Here is a 13,463-nt window from a genome sequence, read left to right as displayed (position 1 = left end):
CGAGCCGATGGAATTTTCCCCCCAACAGGATGAGGCGTTGAAGGCGGTGGCGCGCTGGCTCAAGGAGGGCCGGCCGCAGATTTTCCGGCTGTTCGGCTATGCCGGCACCGGCAAGACGACGCTGGCGCGCTATTTCGCCGAGCATGTCGACGGGCAGGTGCAGTTCGCCGCCTTCACCGGAAAGGCGGCGCAGGTGCTGCGTTCCAAGGGCGCGATCAATGCCCGCACCATCCACTCGCTGATCTACAGGCCGAAGGGCGAGGAATCGGTGGCCGACGAGGTGACCGGCAAGACGTCGATGTCGCCGACCTTCTCGCTCAACCGGCAAAGCCCGATCTCGCGGGCAAAACTGGTCGTCATCGACGAATGCTCGATGGTCGACGAACAACTCGGCCGCGATCTGCTGAGTTTCGGCACACCGATCCTGGTGCTTGGCGATCCGGCTCAGCTGCCGCCGATTTCGGGCGGCGGCTTCTTCACCGAGCACGAGCCGGATGTGCTGTTGACCGAAATCCACCGCCAGGCGCGCGACAATCCGATCATCCAGCTGGCGCTCGACGTGCGCGAGGGCCGCGAGTTCATGCGCGGCGACTACGGCACCGCGCAAGTGATCGGCAAGGAAGACGTCACCCAGGAGTTGGTGCTGAAGGCGGACCAGGTGCTGGTCGGCACCAACCGCACGCGGCGCCGCTACAACCAGCGCCTGCGCGAGCTGAAGGGGTTCAATGCCGACTATCCGCAGGCCGGCGACAAGCTGGTGTGCCTGCGCAACGACCCGGCCAAAGGCCTGCTCAACGGCTCGCTGTGGAAGGTGATGACCTCGTCGCGCGAGACGATAAAACCCGGCATCAACCTGCTGGTCTCGCCGGAAGAGGACGATCCCGACCGCGGTGTCGCCAAGATCAAGCTGCTGAAGTCGGCGTTCGAGGACCCGGACGCCGATATCCCCTGGCAGCAGAAGAAGCGTTTTGACGATTTCGACTATGGCTACGCGCTGACCGTGCACAAGGCGCAGGGCTCGCAGTGGAACGACGTCGTGCTGTTCGACGAGAGCTGGGCGTTCAAGGAAACCCGCCAGCGCTGGCTTTACACCGCCATCACCCGCGCGGCCGAGCGGCTGACCATCGTTAGATAGCTGGCGTCAGGTAGCGGCTGGCGTGGCAGGGCTGAGTGGCGTTGCGTCCAGCCATTGCCAGGCCTCCGCCTCGTCCTCGACCTTGAAGTGTCTGAACTCGATGGGTGATGAAGCGGGAAGGAAGCCTTGCGCATCCGCTATCCAGTTCGGCTCACCGATCGTCGCGCACCGGGCAATATGGTCCAGGGCGTGCACCGTGCCCTGTTTCAGCGTCTCGTCTGCGACATCCGCCCAGTCGACGCCTTCATGGTCGACCAGCCGCATCAACACGTCGATCCTTGGGTGAAGTGCGTAGGCGGCCTCCAGCAATCCAAACAGATTTTCGCCGTCTGCCGCCGAGACATGGCCGACGACGTCAATGGCGAAAAGGTCCTCACGGTCGGTTTCGATACGGCGGATCGCCGGCACGGATTGGAGAAAATTCATCGGCTGGTCCTCCGCTAGAGCGTTTCACCGTTTCGCTGAAACGGCGAACCGCTCTAGCTCTTTGATTTGACGCAGTTTCCGGACGGAAAACCGTGTGACACTTTTCCTGGAACTGCTCTCATAGGGCACTCACCTGACTGGAACACCCGAAACCCCCTGTCTGTTCCCTTCAAAGGCAGTATAGATGCGCTGCCAAACGCCCCTGATCGGACCCAAAGCCATGCCCGCCAAGCTTTCCGTCAACCTCAACGCCATCGCCATGCTGCGCAACCGCCGCGACCTGCCGTGGCCCAGCGTCACCGGGCTCGGGCGCCTTGCCCTGGCCGCCGGCGCGCATGGGTTGACGGTGCATCCGCGGCCCGACGAGCGCCACACCAGGCATTCCGACCTGCCGGAGATCCGCGCGCTGATCGACGACGAGTTCCCCAAGGCGGAATTCAACATCGAGGGCTACCCTACGGAAGATTTTCTGGCGCTTGTGGAAAAGCACCAGCCGGAGCAGGTCACCCTGGTGCCCGACGATCCGGCGCAGGCGACCTCCGACCATGGCTGGAACTTTGCCGCAGAGGCCGCGTTCCTCAATCCGATCGTCAAGCGCCTGAAAAAAGGGGGCTTTCGCGTGTCGCTGTTTTCCGACCCGGATCCCGCCGGCGTCAATGCCGCGCGCGATACCGGCGCCGACCGGATCGAGCTCTATACCGGGCCCTACGGCAGCTACCACTCCGATTCCGCCAAGGCGCAGAAGGAACTGGAAAGGTTGGGAAAAACCGCGGATGCCGCGCTCGTCGCCGGGCTCCAGGTCAATGCCGGGCACGATCTGGTGGTGAACAATCTGCCGGGGCTGGTCAAACGCATCCCGGCATTGGCCGAAGTGTCAATCGGACATGGGTTGACAGCCGATGCGTTGGAGTATGGCATGGCCGGCACGGTGGGGCGGTTCCTTAGGGCATGCGGATGGTAAAGGGCAGACGGCTGGCATTACCGCATATCAGCCATTACGTGAGGGCTCTTGATATTGCATCGCAGCAAGCGTAGAGCACCGCGCGCTTATCGGAGTGTCGTCCATGGCCCTTACCAATACTGGTAGTGAGGCAGAACCCGTCGAACAATCGAGCCATCCCGAAATCGAACAGCATAGCACCAAGGTGCTGATGCTGGGCGCGCTCGGCGTGGTCTATGGCGACATCGGCACCAGCCCGATCTACGCGTTCCGCGAGGCGCTGGTGGCGTCGTCCGGCGGCGAGGTCGCGGATCGCGGCGATATTCTGGGCGTGCTGTCGCTGATCATCTGGTCGCTGACGATCATCGTCACCATCAAATACATCAATTTCGTGTTGCGCGCCGACAACCGCGGCGAGGGCGGCGTGCTGTCGCTGATGGCGCTGGCGCGCGGCAGTTTCCCGACGCGATCGGCGATCATCCTGGCCATAGGCATTGTCGGTGCGTCGCTGTTCTTCGGCGACGCCGTCATCACGCCGGCGATCTCGGTGCTGTCGGCGGTCGAAGGCATGAATGTCGTTACCCCGGCCTTCCAGCCCTATGTCGTGCCGCTGACGCTGGTCATCCTGGCGATCCTGTTTTCGGTGCAGCGTTTCGGCACCGGCGGCGTGGCGCTGATTTTTGGCCCGATCACCGCTGTCTGGTTCCTGGCCATCGGCCTTTCCGGCCTGAACCACATCATCGCCGATCCGGAAATCCTGTGGGCGGTCAGCCCGCACTACATCGTCGCCTTCCTGATCAATTCGCCCGACGTCGCCTTCGTCACCATCGGCGCCATCTTCCTCGCCGTCACCGGCGCCGAGGCGCTTTACGCAGATCTTGGCCATTTCGGCCGCAAGCCAATCGTGCTGGCGTGGCTGGCGGTGGTGTTTCCCTGCCTGCTGCTCAACTATGCCGGGCAGGGCGCCTTCGTGCTGGCCAAGAACGGCGTTGTCGGCCATCCGTTCTTCGAGATGAACGAAGGCTGGACGCTGATCCCGATGGTGGTGCTGGCGACGGCGGCAACGGTGATCGCCAGCCAGGCGGTCATATCAGGGGCTTTCTCGCTGACCCGGCAGGCGGTGCAGCTCAACATGCTGCCGCGGCTCGAAATCCTGCACACGTCGGAACGGCAGTCCGGCCAGATCTACATGCCGCGCGTTAACCTGTTGCTGGCGCTGGTGGTGATGCTTTTGGTGGTCGGCTTCGGCGAATCGAGCAAGCTCGCCTCCGCCTACGGCATCTCGGTGACCGGCAACATGCTGGTGACGACGGTGCTGCTCTATGTCGTCATGACGCGCATCTGGAAGTGGCGGCTGTGGGTAGCGGTGGCGATGACGGCTGTGTTCATGTTCATCGACATCGGCTTCTTTGCCTCCAACATCGTCAAGGTGTTCGAGGGTGGCTGGGCGTCGCTCGCGGTGGCCTTCACCATTGTGCTGGCGATGTGGACTTGGGTGCGCGGCAGCCGCTATCTCTTCGACAAAACCCGCCGTAACGAAATCCCGCTCGATTTCCTCGCCGGCAATCTGTTGAAGAAGAAACCGCAGCTGGTGTCCGGCACCGCCGTGTTCCTGACCAGCGATCCGCAAAGCGCGCCGACCGCGCTGATGCACAGCCTGAAGCACTACAAGGTGCTGCACGAGCAGAACGTCATCCTCTCGGTGGTGACGGCGCCGCAGCCGCTGGTGCCCGACAGCGAGCGGGTCAAGATGGAGACGGTCAACGAGCTGTTTATGCGGGTGACGCTGACCTTCGGCTATATGGAACAGCCCAACATTCCGCGCGCGCTGGCGATCTGCCGCAAACAGGGCTGGAAGTTCGACATCATGACGACCTCGTTCTTCCTGTCGAGACGCTCGCTCAAGGCGTCTCCCAATTCGGGCATGCCGGTTTGGCAGGACAAGCTGTTCATCGGGCTCGCCCGCACGGCGGCCGACGCGACGGAGTACTTCCAGATCCCGACCGGGCGCGTGGTCGAGATCGGCACGCAGGTGGCGATTTGAGGATTTTGAACGCATAGGCATTGGGGGAGGCGGATATGAGCGGCGAATTGGTGCTGGTCACCGGCGGGTCCGGCTTCCTCGGCGCTCACTGCATCCTCGAACTCCTGAAGGCCGGCTATCGCGTCCGCACGACCGTGCGATCGGCCAAGCGTGAAGCCGATGTGCTCGCCATGCTTAGGGACGGCGGTGCCGAGCCAGGCGAGGCGCTTTCCTTTGCCCATGCCGATCTGATGACCGATGCAGGCTGGCCAGCAGCGGTCGCCGGATGCGAGTATGTTCTTCATGTCGCCTCGCCGTTCCCGCCCGGTGTGCCCAAGCATGAAGACGATCTGATCATCCCGGCGCGCGAAGGGGCACTGCGCGTGCTGCGCGCCGCGCGCGATGCCGGCGTCAAGCGTGTTGTGCTCACCTCGTCCTTTGCTGCCGTTGGCTATGGCCAGCTGCCGGTTGCCGGTCGTCCGTTCACCGAGGAGAACTGGACCAACCTGGCGGAAAAGGTGAGCGCCTATGTGAAATCGAAGACGCTGGCGGAGCGGGCGGCCTGGGATTTCATTGCGGCTCAAGGCGGTGCCTTGGAGCTGGCGGTCGTCAATCCGGTTGGAATCTTCGGACCCGTCCTGGGGCCGGATCATTCGACCTCCACGGAATTCATAGGACGCCTGATGGACGGCGCGATGCCGGGCCTGCCGCGCATGCTGTTCGGCGTGGTCGACGTGCGCGACGTGGCCGACCTGCATCTGCGCGCCATGACCAATCCGCTCGCCAAGGGCGAGCGGTTCCTGGCCATCAGCGGCGATTTCATGACGATGCTTGAGATTGCGCAGACGCTGAAAGCCCGGCTGGGCAATGCGGCGTCACGCGTCCCGACGCGGGTGCTGCCGGACTGGCTGGTGAGGATCGTCGGACTTTTCGACGGCCAGGCGGCCCAGATCGTGACGGAACTGGGCAAGGCGAGGAACGCGACGGGGGCCAAGGCGATGCGCCTGCTCGGCTGGGCGCCGCGGTCGCGGGAAGAGGCCATCGTTGCGACCGCCGAAAGCCTGATCCGGCTTGGGCTGCTCAAGAAATCGAAATAGTTTGCGGGTCGCCGAACCATCAAAGGCCCGGCGTCCCGCAACGCAACTTTAGCCTGCCAGCGCGGCCTTGTTGGTCTCCAGAAACTGCTTCAGCGGCACTGGCTGGCGGCCGGAGAGTTTTTCGACGGCGTCGGTCACCATGGCGAGGTCGCCGACGCGCGCGGCGGCATCGAACGACACCAGGACCTTGGCCAGGGATTCGGGCAGGCCGGCCGACTTCATGCCCTCGGTCAGGGCCTCGTCCGAGAGCTGGATGACCTGGATCGGCTTGGCTGTGACCTCGGTGACGAACGCCGCGACCTCTGCGGCAGTGTATGCCTTGGGACCTGTCAGCGTGTAGGTCGTGCTTTCGCCTGTGTCCGAGGCAAGTCCGGCAGCGATCGCGGCCGCGTAGTCGTCACGCGTGCCATAGGAAATGGCGCCATCGCCGGCGGATGTGTACCACTGGCCCGAGGCCAGGATCTGCGGCAATGCCATGAACAGGTTCTCGTCATACCAGCCGTTGCGGAAGATGGTGTAGGGGATGCCGCTCGCCTTGATGGCCTGTTCGGTGTCGTAATGGTCGGGCGCGAAGACCACCGGCGAGCCCGGTTCCGGGTTGGGCATCGAGGTGTAGAGCAGGTGGCCGACGCCTGCCTGCCTGGCTGCGGCGACGGCCGCCAGCTGCTGCTCGCGCCGCTTTCCCCGCACTTCGACCTGGTCGGTCGAGATGATGAGCGCCCGGTCGGCCCCGGCAAAAGCCTTGGCAAGCGAAGCCTGATCGTCGAAATCGGCCGCCCGGATGGTGACCCTGCGCGCCGCAAGGTCGGCGAGGTTGGCGGGCGTGCGGGTGGTGGCGATGATACGGTTTGCAGGAACTTTTGCTGTGTCCAGCAGGTGATTGATGACGCCGCGGCCAAGTTGGCCGGATGCGCCAGTGACGAGAAGGGTTTTGGGCATGGGGGATCCTGATCTTAGCGCCGGAATGGCGGGTGCCTTGGTGGTCTCAAAAAGAGACCAGCACTAAAATAGGAATTGACCCGATGCCGTAAAGAAGGCAGTTTTCCGGGAGGTAGGCACAGGCAGGGAACCAGCGATGGACGGCAAGATCGTCAATCTGAAATCGAAGATCGAGATCTACAGGGCCATGACGGGCGGCGCCAATTTCGGCGATTGCCCGGTTCGTGACGTCATCAAGGGCATCAACGGCAAATGGAGCCCATTGCTGGCGATGGCGCTGGCGGAGAAGCCTTATCGCTTCGGTGAACTGCGGCGGCTCGTTCCTGATATCTCGCAGCGCATGCTGACCCAGACGCTGCTCGAGCTGCAGCGCGACGGCTATGTGCATCGCGAAGTGTTCCCGACCAAGCCGCCGAGCGTCGAATACAGCCTGACCGATCTCGGACGCTCGATGTTCGGCGCCATGCATCAATTGATCCTGTGGGCCGAACTCAACCACGATGCGGTGCGCGACGCGCGGGCTGCGTTCGACGCCGGTGGTTGATTTTTTGACGCATGCCGCAATGCCTTGATTTGGCAAGGTCGCTGAAGGATTGTCCGGCCATTGGTTGGGCGGGCAATGGAAAAATCTCTCGACATCGCGATTGCCGGCGCCGGTCCGGCGGGGCTGGCCACGGCGCTCTATCTCAAGCGCGCCGGGCACAACGCCACCATCTTCGAACGCTTCGAGGAACCCAAGGCCGTCGGGTCGGGACTGATCCTGCAGCCGACCGGGCTGAGCGTGCTCGCCGATCTCGGCCTCCTCGACGACATACTGGCGCTGGGTAGCCGCATCGAGCGTTTGCATGGCGCCGATGCGAGCACCGGCCGCACCGTGCTCGCCGTCCGCTACGATGCGCAGCCCGGCGGTCGCTTCGGACTGGCGGTGCATCGGGCGGCACTGTTCAATGTGCTGTTCCGCGCCGCGCAGCGCCAAGGCATCGCCATCGAGACCGGCGTCGAGATCGAGACGCTGGAGGTCGGCGAGCGGGCGAGCCTGGTCTTCGACAAAAGCCGAAAGGGTGGGGGCCGAAGGGCAGGGCCGTTCGACCTTGTCGTCGACGCCAGCGGCGCGCGCTCGAAACTGCGCCGGAGCCTCAACGACCTGGCCGAGCCGCGGCCACTCACCTATGGCGCGTTCTGGGCGTCGCTCGGCTGGCGCGACGGATTCGATGAGAATGCGCTGCTGCAGCGCTACGACAAGGCCAGCGTCATGATCGGCGTGCTGCCGATCGGCCGGCCGCAGCCGGGCGCCGAAAAGATGGCGGCGTTCTTCTGGAGCCTGAAGCCGGCCGACGTCGAACAGGTCCGGGCCGCAGGCCTCGACGCCTGGAAGGCGAGGCTGGTTGCGCTGTGGCCGGCGTGCGAGGCATTCACCAGCCAGATCGACAGTTTCGACCAGCTGTCGCTGGCGCGCTACGGCCACCACACGATGAAGCTGCCGGCGGGACGGCGTCTGGCAGTGATCGGCGACGCCGCGCATTCGACCAGCCCGCAGCTCGGGCAGGGCGCCAACATGGCGCTGCTCGATGCGGCAGCACTCAGCCATGCCTTGGCACAGACGGGCAGCGTCGAGACGGCGCTGGAAGCCTATGCCAAGGCGCGGCGATGGCATGTCCGGATCTTCCAGTTGCTGTCGCTGGCGCTGACGCCGTTCTACCAGTCGGATGGCGTGATGTTGCCCTTCTTCCGCGACAGGCTGGTGGCGACCATCGCAAAAATCCCGCCAGTACCCAGCGTGCTTGCCTCGATGGTGGCGGGAACGCTGGTCGATCCGTTCAGGCGGATCGGGCTAGAGGAGGCGGACTGGCGAGACCATCCGGCGGGATCAGGGTCGACAGAAACGACTTTCTCGCCAGCAGGAATTGTCGCAGGCGTTGCGGATAGTCCTGCGCCACGGCGGCCTTGATCGAGGCGCGTTCACTCAGCGCCTTGCGCCAGGCCCGAACCAGCGGCTTGCCGTCCAGAATGCCGAAATTGCCGATCCGGTCGAAGGCGTCGAGATAGCGGAAGACCGGGCCGTAGACGGCATCGACGAGGCTGAAGCGCTCGCCGTTGAACCATGGTCCGGCCTGGTCTGCCAATTCGTCCTCGATGCGATCGAACATGGCCGACAGTGCCGAGGATTCCGTCAGGAAGGCGGCCTCCGTCGACGCCGAGTAGAAGCGGCCGATGGCGTTCAGCGTCGCCGAGCCGAACTCGATCCAGGCGCGATGCCGGGCGCGGTCATGAGCGTCGGCGGGATGCAGCGGATTGCCTTGCGTCTCCTCGAGGAATTCGAGGATGACGGCGGATTCGAAGATCACCGTCTCCGCGCCATTGGACTGGACGATGAGCAGCGGCACCTTGCCCAGCGGCGAGATCGCCTTGAACCAGTCCGGCTTGTCGGCGAGGTCGATGGTGATCCGCTCGAACGGCACGCCTTTTTCCGCCAGCGAGATCGCCGCGCGCTGGACATAGGGGCACAGATGATGGCTGACGAGAATGAGCTTGCCAGTCATTTCATTCTTCTCTGGCATGTCACTCTCCCCAGACATAGTTCAGCGCGCCGTCCTCGATGCGCGTCGACAGGAACAGCAGACGGGACGCTTTTGGCGCCGGGCCTTCGAGCCGATCGCCTGATGCCATGTCGAAGGCGGCGCCATGCCATTGGCAGACCAGCCGGCCGTCCTTGCAGTCGAGCGGCCCGCCGAAATGCAGACAGACATTGGCGGCAGCGCGGATGCGCTCGCCGCTGCGCCAGACATGGACCTCGCGGCCGAAGAACGGTGCGATCAGGCTGCCCGTCTGCGGGACGTCGGCGACTTTGCAGATTTCGTGTTTCATGAGGTTCCTCGGGTGATTGATGCGATTGCATCTATATAGATGCAGATGCATTAATCGTCAAGCTTGATGCAATTGCATCTATCGCCTAGGATGTGGTCATGACCGAGAAAGCCACGCCTTCGCCCGACGCCATCAAGGCCTGGGCGCGTCTGATGCGGGTTTCGCGCCAGCTTATCGAACAGGCCGAACAGGCTTTGAAGGACAGTGGCTTGCCGCCGCTCGACTGGTACGACGTGCTGCACGAGCTTGCCGAGGCAGGTGAGGGTGGGCTGCGGCCGTTCCAGCTGATCGAGCGCACCCTGTTTGCGCAGTACAACATCTCGCGGCTGCTGGCCCGGCTCGAAGCCGACGAGCTGGTCGAGAAGCTGAAGGTCGCCGATGACGGCCGGGGCCAGACCATCCGCGTCACTGCCAAAGGGCGCGAGACGCGTCGGCGGATGTGGGCTGTCTATGGCCGCTCGATCGCGGAGCTGGTCGGCGAAAAACTCTCCGCGGACGAACTGAGCATGGTGTCGGCATTGCTTGGCCGACTGCGCCTGCCGCCGGCTTCGGACTGAGGCGACCGCGGCCAGCCGTCAGGCCAGATGGCTGCCCCAGAGGAAGGCCAGCGTCGCCAGCACGCCCAGTCCGGCGCGCGCTAGGTGCAGAGTGCCCCATTTGACGATCAAGGCCCTGGCTTGCGGATTGTCGGCGCTGGCGTCCATCGCCCCCAGCAGCTTGTTGGTCGGCATCATGACCATCAGCGTCAACGGCCAAGGTAGGATGATCAGCACAGCACCGAGCAGAAAGGCGAAGCCACCGGTCTGCCACCAGGCGATAAGGCCAAGAACGAAGGCGACAATGGCGATGGATGCCTGCATGGCCGCGCCGCGCTTGTAGGAAGGCTGCCATTCGCTGAGCAGCGCCTTGTCGTCGAGGCCAAGCCGCGCCGGCTGTTCGGCGACGCTGACATAGATGGCGGCTCCGGAGAACACGGCGGCGACCGTCAAGGCAAGCAATCCGGCCAGCATCGTCGTTCCCGCGACATCAGTGAAGTGAACCGTTCGAACAGAAATAGGGCTTGCAAGGCTGATAGCAATACGCCATAGAAGCGGCGAACCGTAACGTACGGTACGGCACGCCGCATTTGCTGGCTTGCCTGCCGGCCGAGGGAAGAGCGTGTTGCACATCGTACCCGACATCGACACCAGCGCGACGCTGACGGAGCGGCAGAAGGCCGTTCTCGACGCCGCCTTGCGGCTGCTCGTCGAGGAGGGCGATAATCTCACCATGACGGCGGTGGCGCGCCGCGCCAGCTGCTCCAAGGAAACGCTCTACAAATGGTTCGGCGACCGTGACGGTTTGCTAACGGCGACGGTGCAGTGGCAGGCCTCGAAAGTGCGTGTGGTGCCGGTCGACGGCGAAAAACTCGATCTTGCCTCGCTGACGGCTAGCCTTGAAGGCTTTGCCTCGGACTGGCTGAAGGTGATTTCGAGCGACACGTCGATCGCGCTGAACCGCGTCGCGGTCGGCCATGCCGGTTCCGGCAAAGACGACCTCGGCGCCATCGTGCTGGAGAATGGCCGCTTTGCGCTGGCCAGGCGGCTGAAGCCGGTGCTGCTGGCCGGCAAGCAGGCCGGGCTGCTCGATTTCACGGATGCCGAAACGGCGTTCCGCAGCTTTTTCGGACTGGTCGCCCGCGACGTGCAGATCCGTCTCCTGCTCGGCGACCGGCTGGAATTGACTGAAGCGACGATCGGCGGCGATGCCGTCCGGGCAACGCAACAGTTTCTCGCTCTTTTCGGAGCAAAAACCGGGCCGAAAGGCCTCTGATCTTCAAACGGGAAGGAAGACCAAAATGCGTGTCTATTACGATCGTGATGCCGATCTCAACCTGATCAAGGGCAAGAAGGTCGCCATCATCGGCTATGGCAGCCAGGGCCGGGCGCATGCGCTCAACCTCAAGGATTCCGGCGCCAAGGAAATCGCCATCGGCCTCAAGGCCGGCTCGGCAACCGCCAAGAAGGTCGAGGCCGACGGCCTCAAGGTGATGAGCGTGGCGGACGCCGCCAAATGGGCCGACCTGATGATGATGGCCACGCCCGACGAGTTGCAGGCCGACATCTACAAGAACGAAATTGCCCCGAACATCCGTGACGGTGCGGCGATCGCCTTCGCGCACGGCCTCAACGTGCATTTCGGCCTGATCGAGCCGAAGGCTTCGGTCGACGTCGTCATGATCGCGCCGAAAGGCCCCGGCCACACGGTGCGCGGCGAATACCAGAAGGGCGGCGGCGTGCCGTGCCTGGTCGCCGTCAACCAGGACGCATCGGGCAATGCGCTCGATCTCGCTCTGTCCTACGCCTGCGGCGTCGGCGGCGGCCGTTCGGGCATCATCGAGACCAATTTCCGCGAGGAATGCGAGACCGATCTGTTCGGCGAACAGGTGGTTCTCTGCGGCGGCCTGGTCGAGCTGATCCGCGCCGGTTTCGAGACGCTGGTGGAAGCCGGCTACGCCCCCGAAATGGCCTATTTCGAGTGCCTGCACGAGGTCAAGCTGATCGTCGACCTGATCTATGAAGGCGGCATCGCCAACATGAATTACTCGATCTCGAACACCGCCGAATGGGGTGAATATGTCTCGGGTCCGCGCATCATCACCGCCGAGACCAAGGCCGAGATGAAGCGCGTGCTGAAGGACATCCAGACCGGCAAATTCACCTCGGAATGGATGCAGGAATACCGCGCCGGCATGTCGCGCTTCAAGGGCATCCGCCGCAACAATGACAGCCACCAGATCGAGGAAGTCGGCGCCAAGCTGCGCGCCATGATGCCGTGGATCTCGAAGAACAAGCTGGTCGACAAGGCGAAGAACTAATCTTCGGCCTCCTTGTTGGATAGGAAAGGCCGGCGGAGCGATCCGCCGGCTTTTTCATGCTGTTTTTTCGGTCAGCTGGTACAGATGTCAGCCGTAATGCCAGTGCGGCTTCGGCTCGGTGCCGGTGAACTCGACGCCGATGCGGTCGTCACGGCGCCAGCGCACGATGGCCTTGTAGCCGATGCCGTCGATCGGCACATAAAGCAGGAATTCGTCCGGCACGCGCGCGTCGATCGGTACCTTCAGTTCGGCGCCGCCGGCATGCATGTTGCGCACAGTGCACTTGACCTCGGAATTGGTGAGGCCGAGCAGGATCGTCGCGCCTTTCAGCACGCGCTGCCGGTGTTTGTTTCTCAATTCGTCGTCGGCCATGACGGCACGTCCTTCGCGATCGGACCGGGCGCGATCGTCAGATGGGGGGCACCGTATCATGGATAGACGCAGCCGATAAACAGATGGTTAGCGGCGGCCGTCTCCAGCCCTGTCTCCCAAATGGAAACGGCGCCGCGAGGAGCGGCGCCGTCATGCATTATCGCTTATAGTTCAGCTATAGGGCGACCAGCATTGCTGGCGCGGGCCATTGTAGGGCTGGAACGTGTTGTCCCAGGACCGGTAAGACCGGTAGCGGTCGTAGCACCACTGGACATGGGCGCTGGAAAGACGCTGCGTGCGGTAGTAGCGGCGAGGCGCCGGCTGCACGTAGTAGCCGTCATTGTAGTTGTTATAATAGCCGTTGTTGTAGATGCTGCCGAGGCCRAGACCCAGGCCGAGGCCGAGAACCGCGGCGGCGCCGGTATCAAAATCGCGGCCGTGACGATGGCGATGATGGCGCCAGCGCCAGTTGTCGCCGCCATTCCAGTTGCCGTTGCCATTCCAGTTGTCGTTGTTCCAGTTGCCCGACCGGGCAAAGCGACGCCCGTCGTGGCGACGCCACTGCCAATCGTTGAAGGAGCGGCGGTCATTGCCGCCCGCCCATTCGTCTCGGACCGGGGTGATCGTCGGGGCAGCGGTGCTTGTCGGCACCGACAGGTTTGGCTGCAGGATCGGGCCCGCGGCGGACGGCGCCGTGAGACCCGAGACGAGACCGAGCGCTATGAGCCCGGATTTGACGGTGGAAGAAAAGAGCGAGTTCATTGCACTCTCCAAGCGATACAGGCCCCACGCCCAGAATACCCCAGGGA

15 protein-coding genes and 1 pseudogene are annotated in these 13,463 nt (G+C 63.7%); 9 read left to right on the top strand and 7 right to left on the bottom strand.

The features are described from left to right. Positions 1-7 precede the first annotated feature (7 nt). A complete protein-coding gene (locus tag AC1DZ8_RS22065) occupies positions 8-1,135 on the top strand; it encodes an ATP-dependent DNA helicase (RefSeq protein ID WP_477301496.1) in 1,128 nt (375 codons plus the stop codon). 6 nt (positions 1,136-1,141) lie between these two features. Here the strand turns inward: AC1DZ8_RS22065 and AC1DZ8_RS22060 are convergent, their stop codons facing one another. Further along, positions 1,142-1,561 carry a SpoIIAA family protein gene (locus AC1DZ8_RS22060; RefSeq protein ID WP_477301387.1) on the bottom strand — a complete coding sequence of 140 codons (420 nt, stop codon included), beginning with the start codon at positions 1,559-1,561 and terminating at the stop codon, positions 1,142-1,144. A gap of 220 nt (positions 1,562-1,781) precedes the next feature. Between AC1DZ8_RS22060 and AC1DZ8_RS22055 the strand changes: the two genes are divergently transcribed. From AC1DZ8_RS22055 to AC1DZ8_RS22045, 3 genes are all read left to right on the top strand, one after another. Continuing rightward, a complete protein-coding gene (locus tag AC1DZ8_RS22055) occupies positions 1,782-2,522 on the top strand; it encodes a pyridoxine 5'-phosphate synthase (protein WP_477301389.1) in 741 nt (246 codons plus the stop codon). 103 nt (positions 2,523-2,625) lie between these two features. Next, the gene (locus AC1DZ8_RS22050; RefSeq protein WP_477301391.1) at positions 2,626-4,545 is read left to right on the top strand and encodes a potassium transporter Kup; all 1,920 of its coding nucleotides are present in this window, start codon (positions 2,626-2,628) and stop codon (positions 4,543-4,545) included. Between the two features lie 35 nt (positions 4,546-4,580). Continuing rightward, the gene (locus tag AC1DZ8_RS22045) at positions 4,581-5,621 is read left to right on the top strand and encodes an SDR family oxidoreductase (protein ID WP_477301393.1); all 1,041 of its coding nucleotides are present in this window, start codon (positions 4,581-4,583) and stop codon (positions 5,619-5,621) included. Positions 5,622-5,669: 48 nt separating this feature from the next. On the opposite strand, the gene AC1DZ8_RS22040 is transcribed toward AC1DZ8_RS22045, so the two are convergent. After that, on the bottom strand, positions 5,670-6,560 hold the full coding sequence (locus tag AC1DZ8_RS22040; protein WP_477301395.1) for an SDR family oxidoreductase: 891 nt from the start codon (positions 6,558-6,560) through the stop codon (positions 5,670-5,672). Positions 6,561-6,696: 136 nt separating this feature from the next. Here AC1DZ8_RS22040 and AC1DZ8_RS22035 point away from each other — a divergent pair, with 136 nt between their 5' ends. After that, positions 6,697-7,104, top strand: coding sequence for a winged helix-turn-helix transcriptional regulator (locus tag AC1DZ8_RS22035; RefSeq protein ID WP_352584038.1), 408 nt, complete (start codon positions 6,697-6,699; stop codon positions 7,102-7,104). Positions 7,105-7,179: 75 nt separating this feature from the next. Next, positions 7,180-8,415, top strand: a pseudogene (locus AC1DZ8_RS22030) (FAD-dependent oxidoreductase); the annotation flags it as partial. Here the strand turns inward: AC1DZ8_RS22030 and AC1DZ8_RS22025 are convergent. Then, the gene (locus AC1DZ8_RS22025) at positions 8,378-9,118 is read right to left on the bottom strand and encodes a glutathione S-transferase family protein (protein WP_477301398.1); all 741 of its coding nucleotides are present in this window, start codon (positions 9,116-9,118) and stop codon (positions 8,378-8,380) included. The pseudogene AC1DZ8_RS22030 and the gene AC1DZ8_RS22025 overlap by 38 nt on opposite strands. Before the next feature lies 1 nt (position 9,119). Continuing rightward, on the bottom strand, positions 9,120-9,425 hold the full coding sequence (locus tag AC1DZ8_RS22020; protein ID WP_477301400.1) for a Rieske (2Fe-2S) protein: 306 nt from the start codon (positions 9,423-9,425) through the stop codon (positions 9,120-9,122). A gap of 98 nt (positions 9,426-9,523) precedes the next feature. Between AC1DZ8_RS22020 and AC1DZ8_RS22015 the strand changes: the two genes are divergently transcribed. After that, positions 9,524-9,982, top strand: a complete 459-nt coding sequence (locus AC1DZ8_RS22015; RefSeq protein ID WP_477301402.1) for a MarR family winged helix-turn-helix transcriptional regulator — start codon at positions 9,524-9,526, stop codon at positions 9,980-9,982. Between the two features lie 18 nt (positions 9,983-10,000). Here AC1DZ8_RS22015 and AC1DZ8_RS22010 read toward each other — a convergent pair whose 3' ends face one another. Next, positions 10,001-10,432: an anthrone oxygenase family protein gene (locus AC1DZ8_RS22010; protein WP_477301498.1), complete on the bottom strand. Its 432-nt coding sequence runs from the start codon at positions 10,430-10,432 to the stop codon at positions 10,001-10,003. Between the two features lie 151 nt (positions 10,433-10,583). On the opposite strand from AC1DZ8_RS22010, the gene AC1DZ8_RS22005 reads away from it, so the two are divergent. Beyond that, on the top strand, positions 10,584-11,237 hold the full coding sequence (locus tag AC1DZ8_RS22005; protein ID WP_477301404.1) for a TetR/AcrR family transcriptional regulator: 654 nt from the start codon (positions 10,584-10,586) through the stop codon (positions 11,235-11,237). Positions 11,238-11,262: 25 nt separating this feature from the next. Further along, entirely contained in the window at positions 11,263-12,282 is a 1,020-nt protein-coding gene (gene ilvC, locus AC1DZ8_RS22000; protein ID WP_112394672.1) for a ketol-acid reductoisomerase, read from the top strand. An 87-nt stretch (positions 12,283-12,369) separates the two neighbouring features. Here ilvC and AC1DZ8_RS21995 read toward each other — a convergent pair whose 3' ends face one another. Both AC1DZ8_RS21995 and AC1DZ8_RS21990 read right to left on the bottom strand, forming a co-directional pair. Further along, the gene (locus tag AC1DZ8_RS21995; RefSeq protein ID WP_477301406.1) at positions 12,370-12,654 is read right to left on the bottom strand and encodes a PilZ domain-containing protein; all 285 of its coding nucleotides are present in this window, start codon (positions 12,652-12,654) and stop codon (positions 12,370-12,372) included. A 171-nt stretch (positions 12,655-12,825) separates the two neighbouring features. Further along, positions 12,826-13,416: a BA14K family protein gene (locus AC1DZ8_RS21990; protein ID WP_477301408.1), complete on the bottom strand. Its 591-nt coding sequence runs from the start codon at positions 13,414-13,416 to the stop codon at positions 12,826-12,828. Between the last annotated feature and the right edge of the window lie 47 nt (positions 13,417-13,463).

It is taken from the genome of Mesorhizobium sp. P2_F7, assembly GCF_056403695.1.
The sequence above is the reverse complement of the archived record's forward strand: the minus strand, read 5'-3'. Positions and strand labels throughout refer to the sequence as shown.

Excerpts from the sequence above, each read along its gene's own strand:
- AC1DZ8_RS22020 (WP_477301400.1), bottom strand. The coding sequence starts at position 9,425 with ATGAAACACGAAATCTGCAAAGTCGCCGACGTCCCGCAGACGGGCAGC.
- AC1DZ8_RS22060 (WP_477301387.1), bottom strand. The coding sequence starts at position 1,561 with ATGAATTTTCTCCAATCCGTGCCGGCGATCCGCCGTATCGAAACCGAC.
- AC1DZ8_RS22050 (WP_477301391.1), top strand. The coding sequence starts at position 2,626 with ATGGCCCTTACCAATACTGGTAGTGAGGCAGAACCCGTCGAACAATCG.
- AC1DZ8_RS22055 (WP_477301389.1), top strand. The coding sequence starts at position 1,782 with ATGCCCGCCAAGCTTTCCGTCAACCTCAACGCCATCGCCATGCTGCGC.
- AC1DZ8_RS21995 (WP_477301406.1), bottom strand. The coding sequence starts at position 12,654 with ATGGCCGACGACGAATTGAGAAACAAACACCGGCAGCGCGTGCTGAAA.
- AC1DZ8_RS22045 (WP_477301393.1), top strand. The coding sequence starts at position 4,581 with ATGAGCGGCGAATTGGTGCTGGTCACCGGCGGGTCCGGCTTCCTCGGC.
- AC1DZ8_RS22025 (WP_477301398.1), bottom strand. The coding sequence starts at position 9,118 with ATGCCAGAGAAGAATGAAATGACTGGCAAGCTCATTCTCGTCAGCCAT.
- AC1DZ8_RS22035 (WP_352584038.1), top strand. The coding sequence starts at position 6,697 with ATGGACGGCAAGATCGTCAATCTGAAATCGAAGATCGAGATCTACAGG.
- AC1DZ8_RS22065 (WP_477301496.1), top strand. The coding sequence starts at position 8 with ATGGAATTTTCCCCCCAACAGGATGAGGCGTTGAAGGCGGTGGCGCGC.
- AC1DZ8_RS22015 (WP_477301402.1), top strand. The coding sequence starts at position 9,524 with ATGACCGAGAAAGCCACGCCTTCGCCCGACGCCATCAAGGCCTGGGCG.
- AC1DZ8_RS22040 (WP_477301395.1), bottom strand. The coding sequence starts at position 6,560 with ATGCCCAAAACCCTTCTCGTCACTGGCGCATCCGGCCAACTTGGCCGC.
- ilvC (WP_112394672.1), top strand. The coding sequence starts at position 11,263 with ATGCGTGTCTATTACGATCGTGATGCCGATCTCAACCTGATCAAGGGC.